Raw genomic sequence first — 16,190 nt, 5'->3', positions numbered from 1 at the left:
CCCCGCAGGTTGCGGGGCGCGTCAAAAAGGCAGGTTCAGTTCAAGGCTTCGTCGAGCAGCGCCTTCAGCTGGGCGAGATGCTTCGACATCAGGCCCGTCGCGGTCGCTGCAGAGGCGGCACGGCCGGCATAGCGCGGACGCTTGCTCTTGCCGCCGGTCTGGTTCATCACCCATTCCAGATAGGGCTCGATGAAGTGCCAGGCGCCCATGTTGCGCGGCTCTTCCTGGCACCACACCACTTCGGCGTTCTTGAAGCGGCCGAGCTCGGCGACCAGCGCCTTGAGCGGCACCGGATAGAGCTGCTCGACGCGCATCAGGTAGACGTCGTTCAGCCCGCGCTTCTCGCGCTCGTCATAGAGGTCGTAATAGACCTTGCCCGAGCACAGCACGATGCGGCGGATCTGCTCGTCCGGCACCAGCCTGGTCTTGTCGTCCGCCTGCATCTGCGCGTCATCGTACAGGATGCGGTGGAACGTCGTGCCCTTGGCGAGCTCCTCGAGCCGCGACACCGCGCGCTTGTGGCGCAGCAGCGATTTCGGCGTCATTACGATCAGCGGCTTGCGGATCTCGCGATGCAACTGTCGCCGCAGCACGTGGAAGTAGTTCGCCGGCGTGGTCGGATAGACCACCTGCATGTTGTCCTCGGCGCACATCTGCAGATAGCGCTCGAGGCGTGCCGACGAATGCTCGGGGCCCTGGCCCTCGTAGCCGTGCGGCAGCAGGCAGACCAAGCCGGACATGCGCAACCATTTACGCTCACCCGACGAGATGAACTGGTCGAACAACACCTGGGCGCCGTTGGCGAAGTCGCCGAACTGTGCCTCCCAGAGGGTCAGCGCGGTCGGCTCTGCGAGCGAGTAGCCGTATTCGAAGCCGAGCACGGCTTCTTCCGAGAGCAGCGAGTTGATGACCTCGAAGTGGCCCTGCTCCGGCGCCAGATGGTTGAACGGCGTGTAGCGGCTCTCGTCCTCCTGGTCGATCAGCACCGAATGGCGCTGCGAGAAGGTGCCTCGCTCGCTGTCCTGACCGGAGAGACGAACCTTGTGGCCTTCGAGCAGCAGCGAGCAGTACGCCAGCGCTTCGCCGGTCGCCCAGTCGAGCCCGATGCCGCTGTCGATCGCCTTGGCGCGGTTCTCGAGGAAGCGCTGGATCGTCCGGTGCACGCGGAAGCCGTCCGGCACCTTGGTGATCTTGCGGCCGATCTCCTTGAGGCGGTCGATCTCGACGCCGGTAACGCCGCGGCGCGCCTCCTCCTCCTGGTCGGCGGATTTGAAGCCTGCCCACTTGCCGTCGAGCCAGTCGGCCTTGTTCGGACGATAGGACGTACCGGCCTCGAACTCGGCGTCGAGACGGGCGCGCCAGTCGGCCTTGGCCTTCTCGACCTCGCCCTCGGTCATGACGCCTTCGGCGACCAGGCGCTTGGAGTAGATCTCCAGGGTCGACGCATGGGCGCCGATCTTCTTGTACATCACCGGCTGGGTGAAGGCCGGCTCGTCGCCTTCGTTGTGGCCATGCCTGCGGTAGCAGAACATGTCGATCACGACCGGCTTGTGGAATTTCTGCCGGAACTCGATCGCAACCTTGGCTGCGAACACCACGGCTTCCGGATCGTCGCCGTTCACGTGGAAGATCGGCGCATCGATCATCTTGGCGACGTCGGACGGATAGGGCGACGAGCGCGAATAGCGCGGATAGGTCGTGAAGCCGATCTGGTTGTTGACGATGAAATGAATCGAGCCACCGGTCCGGTAGCCTTTCAGGTCGGACAGCGCGAAGCACTCCGCCACGACGCCCTGGCCGGCGAAGGCGGCATCGCCATGCATCAAGAGCGGCAGCACCGAGATGCGCATGTCCGGCGGATCGCCATGCTGGTCCTGCTTGGCGCGGACCTTGCCGAGCACCACGGGATCGACGATCTCCAGATGCGACGGATTGGCAGTCAGCGACAGATGGATGCGGTTGCCGTCGAACTCGCGGTCCGAGGAGGCGCCGAGGTGGTACTTGACGTCGCCGGAGCCTTCGACCGCGTCGGGATTGGCCGAGCCGCCCTTGAACTCGTGGAACAGCGCGCGGTGCGGCTTGCCCATCACCTGGGTCAGCACGTTGAGGCGGCCGCGGTGCGGCATGCCCAGCACGATCTCCTTCACGCCGAGATTGCCGCCGCGCTTGATGATCTGCTCCAGCGCCGGAATCAGCGACTCGCCGCCGTCGAGGCCGAAGCGCTTGGTACCGGTGAACTTGACGTCGCAGAACTTCTCGAAGCCCTCGGCCTCGATCAGCTTGGTCAGGATGGCGCGACGGCCCTCGCGGGTGAACGAGATTTCCTTGTCCGGTCCCTCGATGCGCTCCTGAATCCAGGCCTTCTGCGCGGCGTTCGTGATGTGCATGAACTCGACGCCGAGCGTCTGGCAGTAGGTGCGCTCGCAGATCGCGACGATCTCACGCAGGCTGCCGTATTCGAGGCCGAGCACGTGATCGAGGAAGATCTTGCGGTCGTAGTCGGCCTCGGTGAAGCCGTAGGAGCGCGGATCGAGTTCCTCACGGTTGCGCGGCGCCTCGATGCCGAGGGGATCGAGCTTGGCGTGGAAGTGGCCGCGCATGCGGTAGGCGCGGATCAGCATCAACGCGCGGACAGAGTCGCGGGTGGCCTGATTGACGTCGGCCACCGACAGTTCGACGCCCTTCGTCTGGGCCTTGGCGGCGAGCTTCTCGCCGACCTTCTTCTCGACGACGGCCCAGTTGCCGTCCAGCGCCGAGGTCAAGTCGTCGCGGGGGGAGACCGGCCAGTTGCTGCGCGCCCAGGAGGGGCCCGACGCATTCTTCTGCACGTCGGCTGGCGCGTCCTTCAGGCTCTTGAAGAACTCCTGCCACTCCGGGTCGACCGAAGCGGGGTCCTTCTCGTAGCGGGCGTAGATCTCATCGATGTAGGTGGCATTGGTGCCCTGCAGAAAAGACGACAGGGCGAAGGCGGCGTTCGCATCTTGGCGAGACATGGTGGCGTCCTGGTAATTTCGATGCGCCCAATCAAAACGGCGCAATGCCTGACCCGGGGGGGACGCGGATCAGGCTCGGGTTAGGACCGTTTACCTTATTTATTGTAAATATTCGCGCCGAAAAGCACTAAGTCCTGAATCAGGATTTCAACTTTTCGACAAGCGTCTTGCCAAGCCGCGCCGGAGACGGAGAGACTGTAATACCAGCAGCTTCCATCGCAGCGGTCTTCGAGCCGGCATCGCCCTTGCCGCCCGAGATGATCGCGCCAGCATGGCCCATACGGCGGCCGGGAGGGGCGGTGACGCCGGCGATGAATCCGACCATCGGTTTCTTGCGGCCGCGCTTCGCCTCGTCCTTGATGAACTGCGCCGCGTCCTCCTCGGCCGAGCCGCCGATCTCACCGATCATGATGATCGAGGTCGTCTTGGGGTCGGCCAGGAACATCTCGAGCATGTCGATGAACTCGGTGCCCTTGACCGGGTCGCCGCCGATGCCGACCGCCGTGGTCTGGCCCAGGCCCTCGGACGTCGTCTGGAACACCGCTTCATAGGTCAGCGTGCCCGAGCGCGACACGATGCCGACCGAGCCGGGCTTGAAGATGTTGGCCGGCATGATGCCGATCTTGCACTCGCCGGCGGTCATGACGCCCGGGCAGTTCGGCCCGATCAGGCGCGACTTGGATCCCACAAGCGAGCGCTTCACCCGGACCATGTCGAGCACCGGGATGCCCTCGGTGATGCAGACGATCAGCGGGACCTCGGCGTCGATCGCCTCGCAGATCGCGTCGGCCGCGCCCGGCGGCGGCACGTAGATCACGGATGCATCGGCGCCGGTGGCCTCGCGGGCCTCCTTGACGGTGTCGAAGACCGGCAGGCCGAGATGGGTCGAGCCGCCTTTGCCCGGCGAGGTGCCGCCGACCATCTTGGTGCCGTAAGCGATCGCCGCCTCGGAGTGGAAGGTGCCGTTCTTGCCGGTGAAGCCCTGGCAGATGACCTTGGTGTTCTTGTCGATGAGGATGGACATCGTGCTTTCTCTAAAAGCGTTGCGGTGAGGAATGAGCGAGCGCCGGAAGCGGCGCTCAGCCTCCCTTGACGGCCTTGACGATCTTCTGCGCGGCGTCGTCGAGATTGTCGGCGGGCAGCACGTTCAGACCGGACTCGCTGATGATCTTCTTGCCGAGATCGACATTGGTGCCTTCGAGGCGCACCACCAGCGGCACCTTCAGGCCGACTTCCTTGACCGCGGCCACGACGCCCTCGGCGATGACATCGCACTTCATGATGCCGCCGAAGATGTTGACCAGGATGCCCTTCACGTTCGGGTCGGCGGTGATGATCTTGAACGCCGCCGCGACCTTCTCCTTGCTGGCGCCGCCGCCGACGTCGAGGAAGTTGGCGGGCTCCATGCCGTACAGCTTGATGATGTCCATCGTCGCCATGGCGAGGCCGGCGCCGTTGACCATGCAGCCGATGGTGCCGTCGAGCGCGACGTAGTTGAGGTCGTACTTCGACGCCTCGATCTCCTTGGCGTCCTCCTCGGTCTCGTCGCGCAGCGCGACGACTTCCGGGTGCTTGAACAGCGCGTTGGAGTCGAACGAGACCTTGGCGTCGAGCACGCGCAGCTGGCCCTGCTTGGTGACGACCAGCGGGTTGATCTCGAGCATCGCCATGTCCTTGGCGACGAAGGCGTTGTAGAGCTGGGTGGTCAGCTTCTCGGCCTGCTTGGCGAGGTCGCCGGAGAGCTTCAGCGCCTTGGCGACGGCGCGGCCGTGATGGCCCATGACGCCGGTGGCCGGATCGACCGAGAAGGTGATGATCTTCTCAGGCGTGCTGTGGGCGACGTCCTCGATGTTGACGCCGCCTTCGGTCGACACCACGAAGGCGACCTTCGAGGTCTCGCGGTCGACCAGCAGCGACAGATAGAATTCCTTGTCGATGTCCGAGCCGTCCTCGATGTAGAGGCGGTTGACCTGCTTGCCGTCCGGGCCGGTCTGCACGGTCACCAGCGTGGCGCCCAGCATCTGCTTGGCGAACTCGTTGACCTCCTGGATCGACTTGGCGAGGCGGACGCCGCCCTTGTCGCCGGCCGAGGCCTCCTTGAACTTGCCCTTGCCGCGGCCGCCGGCGTGGATCTGGCTCTTCACGACCCAGACCGGGCCACCGAGCGTCTTCGCCGCCGCATCCGCGTCCTCCGGACGGAGAACCGGCACGCCCTTGGAAATCGGCACGCCGAACTCGTGCAGCAGTGCCTTGGCCTGATATTCGTGAATGTTCATAAGCGCTTGCTCCCCGAACCCGCGATGGGGTGACGACCAGAATTGTTGTTAGGATGTCTGGTATACCATATACCAAACATCCTGCAACTCGATGTGGGCGAGACTACGCCCCGTGAATGACCCCTGATCAGCGGCCGAGCAGGTCGGGCGCGATCTTCTTGCAGGCGTCGACCAGGCCCTGGACGGCGGCGACCGACTTGTCGAACGCCTCGCGGTCCTTCCCGGCCAGCTCGATCTCGACGATGCGCTCGACACCCTTGGAGCCGATCACGACGGGCACGCCGACATACATGTCCTTGACGCCGAACTCGCCGTTGAGATGCGCCGCGCAGGGCAGCACGCGCTTCTTGTCGCGCAGATAGCTCTCGGCCATCGCGATCGCCGACGCCGCCGGGGCGTAGTAGGCGGAGCCGGTCTTGAGCAGGTTGACGATCTCGGCGCCGCCATTGCGGGTGCGGTCGACGATCTCGTCGATGCGCGCCTGCGAGGTCCAGCCCATCTTGACGAGATCCGGCAGCGGAATGCCGGCGACGGTCGAGTACTTGGTCAGCGGCACCATGGTGTCGCCATGGCCGCCGAGCACGAAGGCAGTGACGTCCTCGACCGAGACGTTGAACTCATCAGCCAGGAAGTAGCGGAAGCGCGCGGAGTCGAGCACGCCGGCCATGCCGACAACCTTCTTCGCCGGAAGGTTCGAGGCCTTCTGCAGCGCCCAGACCATCGCGTCGAGCGGATTGGTGATGCAGATGACGAACGCATCGGGGGCGTACTTCTTGATGCCGGCGCCGACCTGCTCCATCACCTTCAGGTTGATCGACAGCAGATCATCGCGGCTCATGCCCGGCTTGCGCGGCACGCCGGCGGTGACGATGCACACCTTGGCGTTGTCGAGCGCCTCGTAGGAGTTGGCGCCGGTGAAGTGCGCATCGAAGCCGTCGACCGGCGAGGACTGCGCGATGTCGAGCGCCTTGCCCTGCGGAACACCTTCGGCAATGTCGAACATCACGACGTCGCCGAGCTCCTTGAGGCCGACGAGGTGAGCCAGCGTTCCGCCGATCTGACCGGAGCCAATCAAAGCAATCTTGTCGCGCGCCATGGCAAATTTTCCTTTGAACCCGAAGGGGTGAGGGAGGTTGAAAAGTCGAGTGGGTGGTTATCCCTTTCGCCCGGGCCGTTCAAGTCACGCTATGGCCAATTGGCGGGCGTGCCTTGATTTCGATCAGGACCGGGCGACGGCTGCTGATGATCCTTTCAGCATGATTGGCGTGGCCTTTTCGCGGCTGTGTGCCCGGCGGCAGGCGCTCGCCAAAACTCCGGTATTTGTCAGGTTTCGACCAACCCCGTGGAAGTCCCGGATGCCGCCGAGTCCTTCCGCCCGTGCGGCAGGGCCAGGTAGGAGTCCGAGCCCATCTCGATCAGGCGCGAGGTGGTCCGCTTGAACTCCATGGCCTCGATGCCCTCGGTCGCGACGTAGAGCGAAATCGGGTCGGCTTCGGCGGAGGCGATCAGCTTCACGGCGTTGTCGTAGAGCGTATCGATCAGGGTGATGAACCGCTTGGCGGCATTGCGCTCGGCCAGATCCATGACCGGAACGTGATCGATCAGGATCGTATGATAGTCGTGCGCGAGCCGCAGATAGTCCGAGGCTGCCAGCGGCTTCTCGCAGAGATCGGTAAAACCGAAGCGGGCGACGCCGTTGGCGGAGCACGGGACATGCAGGATACGCCCCTTGATCGTCATGTCGCGCGGCTTGCACTTGGCATGACCCGTGAGCCGCGCCCAGGCCTTGTCGAGCGCCGCTCGCGCGTCGACATCGGCCGGCACCAGCCACATCTTCACGCCGGCCAGCTTCTCCAGCCGGAAATCGGTGCGCGCATCCAGCCGCATCACGTCCATATGGTCGGCGATCTGCTTGATGAAGGGCAGGAACAGCGCGCGGTTGAGGCCGCCTTTGTACAGGTCTTCGGGCGCGACGTTCGAGGTCGCCACCACCACGGTGCCGAGCTCGAACAGCCTGGCGAACAGACGCCCGAGGATCATCGCGTCGGCGATGTCGGTGACATGGAATTCGTCGAAGCAGAGCAGCCAGGCCTGATCGAAGATCGCCTGTGCGGTGAGCCCGATCACGTCGGCATCGGCGAGCTCGCCGCGCGCGATGTTCTGGCGGTAGCCGTAGATGCGCTCGTGCACCTCGGCCATGAATTCGTGAAAATGCGCGCGGCGCTTGTGCTCGACGGGACAGTTCTGGAAGAACAGGTCCATCAGCATGGTCTTGCCGCGCCCGACCTCGCCGTGGACATAGAGGCCGTTCGGCGGCTCGCTCTTGTCGGCAAAAAGGCGGCCGAACAAGCCTTGCTTGCGTGTCGGCTTGTAGGTCGAGAGGCGGCGCTCCAGCGCCGCCAGGGCGTCGGCGACCTCGGCCTGGGCGAGGTCGGCCTCGATCGCACCGGTATCGACCAAAGACTGATATTGCGCGCGGAACGCGTCTGACGGAGTGGACAGCATGAGCCCACTCTAGGTCACGAGACTTACGGAAAATGCAATCCGCAAATGGTGGAAGCCGCCATGCGTCGGAGCCGTGAGGTCGTGGTATATGGCACGCAAACGCCGCCGTGACCGTTAGTCCGGGGCTAACGACGTTAGTCTTCGCCCCCGGCCTCAGCGAGCGGCTGGCTTGAACGACCGCGCTCCAGACCTCACCCCGGGGAAAGGTCGTAGGCGTCCTCGACCACGTAGGGGCCGCCGCCGGTCGAGGCGCGCGACGAGAACAGCACGAAGCGCTCGGCCGTGAACACGCGGCTCGGGAAATAGCCGCGGACGGAGAGATAGTCGGCGACGTCCTGGCTCGACGCATCGTGCAGCCGCGCCAGCGTGACGTGGGGCACGAATTTGCGACCTTCCGGATCGAGCCCGATCCGCTGCATGAGCCGCTCGAGCTCGGCCTGCAGCTCGATCAGGGGGCGGCTCGGCGCGACGTTGGCAACGACGGCGCGCGGCTTGCGGCCGCCGAAGCTGGAGAGACCCTGCACCGTCACTTCGAACGGCTTGCGGTTCACCCGCCACAGCATCGAGGCGATCTCGTTGGCGGAGGCGCCGTCGATGTCACCGATGAAGCGCAACGTCACATGGTAATTTTCGGGATCGATCCAGCGGGCGCCGGGGAGGCCACCCCGCAAACCGGAAAGCGTGTGGCCAACCTCGGCCGGGATTTCCAGTCCAGTAAACAGACGCGGCATCGTTTCAGGACTCCCGATGCTGGAGGCTGATCTCGAAAATTGACGAGATCATGCCTTCGAGAAATGATCGACGACGAATCGCCAATGCATCATTCCTACCGAACTTATATGACTCCGCGACGGAAGGCGGGTTAACGCCGGTAAAAGCTGCGGAAAACCCGGCCCTTAAGGTTATCGCAAATGATCGACGCGGCGCTTCGTTCCGTCATTGCCCACGAAGTGGACGCAGGAATGCTTCCGCCGTAGGCAACATCCGGGACACGATGATGTCGACGCCGGCTGCGGTGGGGTGGATGCCGTCGGCCTGGTTCAGCTTGGGGTCGGCGGCGACACCGTCGAGAAAGAACGGATACAGCGGGACGCCGAATTCCTTGGCCAGATCGGGATAGATCGCGTTGAATTTCGCGGCATAGTCGCTGCCGTAGTTCGGCGGCGCCAGCATGCCGCACAGCATGACGGCGATGCCCCGTGCCTTCAGCCGGGTCACGATCTCGGTCAAGGCCTTGCGCGTCACCGCGGGATCGATGCCGCGCAGCGCATCGTTGGCGCCGAGCTCGACGATGACGGCCTCGGTCCCGTCAGGCACCGACCAGTCGAGCCGGTCGCGGCCGCCGGACGAAGTGTCCCCGGATACGCCGGCATTGGTGAGGTCGATCGGCAGGCCCTGGGCCTGCAACGCCTTCTGCAGCTTGGCTGGAAACGCATCCGAGGCGGACAGGCCATGACCCGCGCTCAAGGAATCGCCGAGCACGACCAGCTTGATCGGCTTGACGTCGTCAGCGCCCGCAAACGCGGGCCCGACTGTCATCAAGGCGAGCATCAACACGAGTATGTGCACGAAGATATGTCCGCGCCTCTCGACCCGGCTTGCGGAGTTGCCATATGACCGAGCCATGGACAGTCTCATCGAAACCTCGCGTTTGGCCGGCCTTGCGCCGGACACCATTACCATCTCCAACGTCAACCTCTCGCTCGGCACCGGAGCGGCACGTGTTCATATCCTCAAGGACATCAGCCTGCGGGTGGGACAGGGCGAGACGATCGGCCTGATCGGCCCCTCGGGATCGGGGAAGTCCACGCTGCTGATGGTGATGGCGGGGTTGGAACGTCCTGACAGTGGTGAGGTGGTGGTCGGCGGCACCGCTTTCAATGCCCTGGACGAGGACGCCCTGGCCCGGTTCCGGGGTCGCCAGGTCGGCATCGTCTTCCAGTCCTTCCACCTGATCCCGACCATGACCGCGCTGGAGAATGTGGCAGTGCCGCTCGAGCTGGCCGGCCATGCCGGCGCCGCGGAGCGTGCCGCCCGCGAGCTCGAGCAGGTCGGGCTCGGCCACCGTCTGCATCACTATCCGACGCAGCTCTCCGGCGGTGAGCAGCAGCGCGTGGCATTGGCCCGCGCTCTCGCTCCCGACCCCGCAATTCTCGTGGCCGACGAGCCGACCGGCAATCTCGACGAGACCACCGGCCAGCAGATCGTCGACCTGCTGTTCACCAAGCATGCCGAGCGCGGCATGACGCTGGTGCTGGTGACCCATGACAGCGGCCTCGCGCATCGGTGCGACCGGGTGGTGCGGCTGCGCTCGGGACGGATCGAAGCCGAGAGCGACGCACACGAGCAAGCCGACGCATGAGCACGGTGTCCGAACCGATCGCGGGCGGCCGCATGGCCGCGTTGCCGGTGCGCTACGCGCTGCGCGAGCTGCGCGGCGGCTTGCGCGGCTTCTACGTCTTCATCGCCTGCATCGCGCTCGGCGTGCTCGCCATCGCCGGTGTCGGCTCGGTGGCGGCCAGCCTCAATGACGGGCTGGTCCGCGAGGGCCGGACCTTGCTCGGCGGCGACGTCGCTTTCTCGCTGTTTCAGCGCGAGGCCAAGCCCGAGGAGATCGCCTTCCTGCGGACGCGCGGCCAGGTCTCGCTGGCGGCAACCTTGCGGGCGATGGTGCGCGCCGGTGACGCCAAGCTGGCCTTGGTCGAGCTCAAGGCGGTCGACGGCGCCTATCCGCTGCTGGGCAAGGCCGAGCTGCAGCCCGACCTGCCGCTACCGGACATTCTCGCCGAACGCGATGGCGTGTTCGGCGCGGCGGCCGATCCGGCACTGCTGGCGCGGCTCGACCTCAAGGTCGGCGACACCGTCAGCATCGACACCGTCCGCTTCCAGATCCGCAGCGCGCTCCAGGCCGAGCCAGATAAATTGTCCGGCGGCATCGGCCTTGGGCCGCGTTTCCTGATCAGCGAGGCCGGCCTGCGCGCCACGTCGCTGCTGCAGCCGGGCAGCCTGGTGCGCTGGACCTACCGGGTCCGGCTGCCCGACAATGCCAAGGACGACCACGCCGCAGCGTCCTTCATCGCCGACACCCGCCTGACCTTGCCGTCGGCCGGGTGGGAGATCCGCAGCCGCAGCAATGCCTCGCCGCAGCTCGAGCGGACGATCGGCCGCTTCACCCAGTTCCTCACCCTGGTCGGTCTCGCCGCGCTGCTGGTCGGCGGCGTCGGCGTCGCCAACGCGGTCAAGAGCCATGTCGACCGCCGCACCGAGGTGATCGCGGCGTTCAAGGCCCTCGGCGCCACCAGCCGCGACGTGTTCGGCATCTACCTCGTCCAGGTGATGGTGCTCGCCACGATCGGTTCGATCATCGGCCTCTGCGCCGGCGCGGCCCTGCCCTTCGCCATCGTCGGGCTGTTCGGCAACATCCTGCCGCTGCCCGTGATCCCCGCTATTCATTCCGACGAGCTGGCGCTGTCCTTCGTCTATGGCCTGCTCACCGCACTGGCGTTCGGTCTGTGGCCGCTCGGGCGCGTACGCGACGTGCCGGTGGCGGCGTTGTTCCGCGAGGCGGTCATCGCCGAATGGCACCGGCCGCGCTGGAGCTATCTGGTGCTGATCGCGGGCACCGTCGCGCTGCTGGTCGCGGTCGTGATCGGCTTGTCCTACGACAAGCGCATCGCCGCGGTGTTCGTCGTCGCCGCTGCGCTGGTGTTCGTGCTGTTGCGCGGCATTGCCGCCGCGGTGATGGCAATTGCGCGCGCCCTGCCGCGCAGCCGCTTCCCGATGCTGCGGCTGGCGGTCAGCAACATCTACCGCCCGGGCGCGCTGACACCGTCCGTGGTGCTGTCGCTCGGACTGGGTCTCGCGGTGCTGGTCACGATCACCCAGATCGACGGCAATCTGCGGCGGCAATTCCTGGCGCAACTGCCGGAGCAGGCGCCGTCGTTTTTCTTCATCGACGTCCCCTCCGGCGAGGCCGACCGCTTCCGCGGCTTCCTCAAGGACCTCGCCCCTCAATCCGCTGTCGAAGACGTGCCGATGCTGCGCGGGCGCATCGTCGCCGCCCGCGGCGTCCGCGCCGAGGACCTCAAGGCGACGACGGACACCGAATGGGTGCTGCAGAGCGATCGCGGCCTGACATATACCGCCGAGATTCCCAAGGGCTCCAAGGTGGTCGACGGCGAGTGGTGGAGCGGGACCTACAGCGGACCGCCGCTGGTCTCGATCGAGAAGCGCATCGCCGACGGCCTCGGCCTCAAGCTCGGTGACGACATCGTCGTCAACGTGCTCGGACGCGATATCACGGCGCGGATCGGCAACATGCGCACCATCGACTGGCAGGGGCTCGGCATCAACTTCGTGCTGGTGTTCTCCCCGAATGCCTTCAAGGGCGCGCCGCACACCCATGTCGCGACCCTGACCGAAGCGCGCTCCGATGCCGCCGAGGATGCCCGTGTCATCCGCAAGGTGGCCGACGCCTTCCCGATGGTGACCAGCGTGCGGGTCCGAGAGGTGATGGAGACCGTGGGCTCGGTGGTCTCCAACCTCGCGCTTGCCATCCGCGGCGCCAGTGCGGTGACCTTGATCTCGGCCATCCTGGTGCTCGGCGGCGCGCTGGCCGCCGGCCACCGCCACCGGGTCTACGACGCGGTCATCCTGAAGACCCTGGGCGCGACGCGGCTGCGGCTGCTCGGCGCCTACGCGCTCGAATATCTGATGATCGGGTTTGCCACCGCCGCGTTCGGCGTCATCGCCGGCTCGGTCTCCGCTTGGCTGATCGTGACCCGGCTGATGACCTTGAGCTTCGCCTGGCAGGCGGGCAGCGCCGCGCTGGTCGTCTTGGCGGCGCTGATCGTGACCGTCGGCCTCGGACTGGCCGGCACGCTGCTCGCGCTGAACCAGAAGCCGGCGACGGTTCTTCGGAATCTCTAGCGGCTTGATCGAGCGGCTTGCGCGCTCATGCCGCACGGTTAACGCGATTTATACGGCTGAGACGCGTTCGGAGCGACATTCAGCCGCGCGTGGAAGCTTGCGGCGGATATGCTAGTTTCCCATCTAGGGAATGGGCTCAGAGACCTGCCAAAGATGGCGAATTTGCCGATGACGCAAATTTAATATCGATGGCAGCGGGTATGAGATAGGGTTTTTCGAGAACCGGCTGAAGGTCCTGCCAGGATCGGGCTGCCGGGCAACCAACGGGAATTCGACCATGTCGGACCTCAACCGCAACTATGCTTCACCCTTTGGCCGGGTGGCCGGGCGCGCCGATGCCGCGACCGTCGACGCCGGTCTGCGCGCCTACATGCTGCGCATCTACAATTACATGAGCATCGGCCTGGCCATTACCGGCCTCGCGGCGCTCGGCGTCTACATGGCGTCGGTGACCGGCGATCCGGCGGCCGGCGTGTTCAAGTTCGGCAACGCCTATCTGACGCAGTTCGGCTACGCGATGTTCGTGAGCCCGCTGAAGTGGCTGTTCATCCTGGCCCCTCTGGTCATGGTGTTCGCGATCTCGGCCGGCATCAACCGCCTCGCGCCGTCGACCGCTCAACTCCTGTTCTGGGTGTTTTCGGCCTTGATGGGCGTCTCGCTGTCGTCGATCTTTCTGGTGTACACCCACACCTCGATCGTGCGGGTGTTCTTCATCACCGCGGCGACGTTCGGCGCGCTCAGCCTCTACGGCTACACGACCAAGCGTGACATGACGGGCATGGGCTCGTTCCTGTTCATGGGCCTGATCGGCATCGTGCTGGCGAGCCTGGTGAACCTGTTCCTGGCGAGCTCGATGCTGCAGTTCATCGTCTCGGTGATCGGCGTGTTCGTGTTCGCCGGCCTGACCGCCTGGGATACGCAGCGCCTGAAGAACGAGTACATCTACGGCTACGCCTCCGCGGGCGGCGACATCGCCGAGCGCGCAGCGATCACCGGCGCGCTGTCGCTGTACCTGAACTTCATCAACCTGTTCACGCTGCTGCTGCAGCTGCTCGGACAGCGCGACTGATCCAACCGCTCGAACGAGCGACCTTCGAAGCCCCGGCCTCACCGCCGGGGCTTTTCGTTTGCACAAACCCGATTGCGACCGGCGCAAAGCGACAGCGACAGCCATGCCGCGAGGCCGGATTGATCGCCGCGTCCGCATGGGTATGCTTGCACCCCATGTCGAACATTGAAATACGGCCCACCCAGGAGGCCGACCTCCCGGCCATCACCGCCATCTACGGCCAGGCCGTCCGCGAGGGCACGGCCACCTTCGAGCTCGACCCTCCGAATCTGGCGGAGATGACGCGCCGCTTCCGGGCGCTCCGCGACGGCGGCTTCCCCTATTTCGCCGCCCTGCTGGACGGAGAGGTGGTGGGCTATGCCTATGCCGGGCCCTACCGGCCCCGCCCTGCCTATCGCTTCACGGTGGAGAACTCGGTCTATCTCGCTCCCGCCAGCCAGCGTCGCGGCATCGGGATGCGACTGATGCGGCAGCTGATCGACGCCTGTGAGGAGGGAGGCTTTCGCCAGATGATCGCCGTCATCGGCGACTCCGCCAATGCCGGCTCGGTCGGGCTGCATACCGCCTGCGGCTTCCAGATGATCGGCACCCACCCGAGCGTCGGCCTGAAATTCGGCCGCTGGCTCGATACTGTGATGATGCAGCGCCCGCTCGGGGCCGGGAGCAGCGACGTCCCGGCGTAAGCGACGCCGGTCGAAATGTCGTGATCACCCGGCGGGTCGGATCAGACCAGCGCCGGCTTCGGCGCGATCGCCAGCAACACGCGCTCAAGCTCGTGGCCGCGGCGCAGGATCAGCCCGGTGGCCGAGATCACGCTGTACATGCCCTGCTTGCGTGCGAGACGCGGATCCTTCTCGATGCGGTAGATCGGCACCTCGGACGCCCGGCGAAACACGGAGAAGACGGCCCGGTCGCGCAGAAAGTCGATCGAATAGTCGCGCCACTCGCCGTCGGCGACCATGCGGCCGTAGAGGTTCAGGATGCGGTTCAGCTCCAGGCGGTCGAACGTCACCCGGTTCGGCGCTGCGGCCGCGCTGCGCGCCGCCGCGCGGTTCTCGCTGGGGTCGGCGTCCTCCGGCGTGAGGTTCATTGGCGTCCTCCTGTCATCTGTGTGACATGATCGCGCCATCCGGCAGAAGCCGCAAGGGGCCGTTTTCGTTGTTGAAGTTCGACCGAGCCTGCGAGGTCATCAGTTCCGCGAACACGCAAGCGTCACGGGATCGTTAGCGGAATCATAATCGCGCCGTCTTTCCGCCCACCGACCGCCCCCGACCTTCGGCATAAGATTCGTGTGCGTTGGCCCGGTCCTTTCGGTTCCGGATTCCTCAGCCCCCAGCCCCCCGGGGTCGTCAGGATCGGGTCTATTCACAAGTAAGGCAAAGGACCAACGCAAGTTGGTCCTTTTGCTTTTCTGGCGTGAGCTGCCGGAAGATGTCGCGGCGCGCCGTCGCACGGACGTGACGCGCCTCACGCAGGTCAGCGAAAACGAAGATCGGAACGACGGAAGATCAGCGCTCGGGACCACGCGCCGTTGCTGAAGCCCGTCCGCCCAACGGCAACTCGGAAAAGGCGGCGCCGAGCATCGGCCCAGGGCGGTCGCGACTGCCGTCCTGCACATAAACGACGGTGCCATCGACGCCCTCGCGGGCGATCTTCTCCAGCGGCACGCTCCAGCTGACCGGCGACCCGGTCCAGTCACCCAACTTCTGGAGACCGCGAACGACGTTGTAATAGGTCAGGTCGCGGCCGCTGTTCTCGCCGCGCCCGACCGAGATCGGGACCACCCGCGAGATCGAGCAGACCCAGACCTCGCCGTGCCGGCGCGGCGCATGCTCGCTGGCCGCGGCGACCGAGACGGAGAGCTCCTGGCCGTCGACCGACAGCCTCACCGGCACCGACATCACCGCGCCGCCCTGGACGGTTTCCTCGATCGCGCCTTCGATCGCCTCGCGGTCGCTGCCGATCACATGCACAGAGCCGTTGATCACCGCCTGCGGCGTATAGACCTCGCGGTCCCCGCGCGCACGAGAATAGGCCCGCTGCCGGGCCGTGAAGCGGGAGTCGGCCAGCGTGTCCTTCCAGCCGAGATAGTCCCAGTAGTCGATCGGCAGCGACAACGCGATGACCGAAGGATCTCTGGCGAGCTCGCCGAGGATCTTGTCAGCCGGCGGGCAGGACGAACAGCCTTGAGAGGTGAAGAGTTCGATCACCGCACGGGGATCGGATGCGGCTGGCCGGACGAAAGCGATGACCGCACAGACACTCAGCGCTGCGCGCGACCACCACGACATCTGTCCACTCATCGCCACTGTCCCGTCTGGACCACCGTCCGCTGCGCCCTGCGCATCACTGCATCCGCGATGCCGTCCTCGTAGTTAACAAACCGAAAATGCAAAGGAGGCGGCCCTTGTCATAGGC

13 protein-coding genes are annotated in these 16,190 nt (G+C 65.5%); 4 read left to right on the top strand and 9 right to left on the bottom strand.

What is annotated here, in order from left to right; genetic code table 11:
• Window positions 1-35: 35 nt before the first annotated feature.
• From ACQR2C_RS17035 to ACQR2C_RS17005, 7 genes are all read right to left on the bottom strand, one after another.
• Window positions 36-2,993: a 2-oxoglutarate dehydrogenase E1 component gene (locus tag ACQR2C_RS17035; RefSeq protein WP_316215519.1), complete on the bottom strand. Its 2,958-nt coding sequence runs from the start codon at window positions 2,991-2,993 to the stop codon at window positions 36-38.
• A 139-nt stretch (window positions 2,994-3,132) separates the two neighbouring features.
• Window positions 3,133-4,017, bottom strand: a complete 885-nt coding sequence (gene sucD, locus ACQR2C_RS17030) for a succinate--CoA ligase subunit alpha (RefSeq protein ID WP_172112915.1) — start codon at window positions 4,015-4,017, stop codon at window positions 3,133-3,135.
• Between the two features lie 55 nt (window positions 4,018-4,072).
• Window positions 4,073-5,269, bottom strand: coding sequence for an ADP-forming succinate--CoA ligase subunit beta (gene sucC, locus ACQR2C_RS17025; RefSeq protein ID WP_315800702.1), 1,197 nt, complete (start codon window positions 5,267-5,269; stop codon window positions 4,073-4,075).
• Window positions 5,270-5,396: 127 nt separating this feature from the next.
• Complete coding sequence (gene mdh, locus ACQR2C_RS17020) at window positions 5,397-6,365, bottom strand: malate dehydrogenase (RefSeq protein ID WP_315800703.1); 969 nt, start codon at window positions 6,363-6,365, stop codon at window positions 5,397-5,399.
• 227 nt (window positions 6,366-6,592) lie between these two features.
• Window positions 6,593-7,774 (bottom strand): cell division protein ZapE, encoded by a 1,182-nt coding sequence (gene zapE / locus ACQR2C_RS17015; protein ID WP_316215518.1) that lies wholly within the window; start codon window positions 7,772-7,774, stop codon window positions 6,593-6,595.
• Window positions 7,775-7,965: 191 nt separating this feature from the next.
• Complete coding sequence (gene thpR, locus ACQR2C_RS17010; RefSeq protein ID WP_315800705.1) at window positions 7,966-8,505, bottom strand: RNA 2',3'-cyclic phosphodiesterase; 540 nt, start codon at window positions 8,503-8,505, stop codon at window positions 7,966-7,968.
• Between the two features lie 205 nt (window positions 8,506-8,710).
• Window positions 8,711-9,343 carry an arylesterase gene (locus ACQR2C_RS17005; RefSeq protein WP_434881667.1) on the bottom strand — a complete coding sequence of 211 codons (633 nt, stop codon included), beginning with the start codon at window positions 9,341-9,343 and terminating at the stop codon, window positions 8,711-8,713.
• A gap of 55 nt (window positions 9,344-9,398) precedes the next feature.
• On the opposite strand from ACQR2C_RS17005, the gene ACQR2C_RS17000 reads away from it, so the two are divergent.
• From ACQR2C_RS17000 to ACQR2C_RS16985, 4 genes are all read left to right on the top strand, one after another.
• Complete coding sequence (locus ACQR2C_RS17000) at window positions 9,399-10,136, top strand: ABC transporter ATP-binding protein (protein WP_315800707.1); 738 nt, start codon at window positions 9,399-9,401, stop codon at window positions 10,134-10,136.
• Window positions 10,133-12,703: an ABC transporter permease gene (locus tag ACQR2C_RS16995; protein WP_434881666.1), complete on the top strand. Its 2,571-nt coding sequence runs from the start codon at window positions 10,133-10,135 to the stop codon at window positions 12,701-12,703. Before ACQR2C_RS17000 ends, ACQR2C_RS16995 begins: the two co-directional genes overlap by 4 nt.
• 277 nt (window positions 12,704-12,980) lie before the next feature.
• The gene (locus tag ACQR2C_RS16990; protein ID WP_434881665.1) at window positions 12,981-13,772 is read left to right on the top strand and encodes a Bax inhibitor-1/YccA family protein; all 792 of its coding nucleotides are present in this window, start codon (window positions 12,981-12,983) and stop codon (window positions 13,770-13,772) included.
• 155 nt (window positions 13,773-13,927) lie between these two features.
• Window positions 13,928-14,455 carry a GNAT family N-acetyltransferase gene (locus ACQR2C_RS16985; RefSeq protein ID WP_434881664.1) on the top strand — a complete coding sequence of 176 codons (528 nt, stop codon included), beginning with the start codon at window positions 13,928-13,930 and terminating at the stop codon, window positions 14,453-14,455.
• A 41-nt stretch (window positions 14,456-14,496) separates the two neighbouring features.
• On the opposite strand, the gene ACQR2C_RS16980 is transcribed toward ACQR2C_RS16985, so the two are convergent.
• Window positions 14,497-14,862, bottom strand: a complete 366-nt coding sequence (locus ACQR2C_RS16980; RefSeq protein ID WP_315800711.1) for a DUF2794 domain-containing protein — start codon at window positions 14,860-14,862, stop codon at window positions 14,497-14,499.
• Window positions 14,863-15,280: 418 nt separating this feature from the next.
• On the bottom strand, window positions 15,281-16,063 hold the full coding sequence (locus tag ACQR2C_RS16975; protein WP_315800925.1) for a DUF1223 domain-containing protein: 783 nt from the start codon (window positions 16,061-16,063) through the stop codon (window positions 15,281-15,283).
• Window positions 16,064-16,190 lie beyond the last annotated feature (127 nt).

The sequence above is a fragment of the Bradyrhizobium sp. HKCCYLRH3061 genome (genome assembly GCF_051168015.1).
In the GTDB taxonomy this organism is placed as follows: Bacteria; Pseudomonadota; Alphaproteobacteria; order Rhizobiales; family Xanthobacteraceae; genus Bradyrhizobium.
The sequence above is the reverse complement of the archived record's forward strand: the minus strand, read 5'-3'. Positions and strand labels throughout refer to the sequence as shown.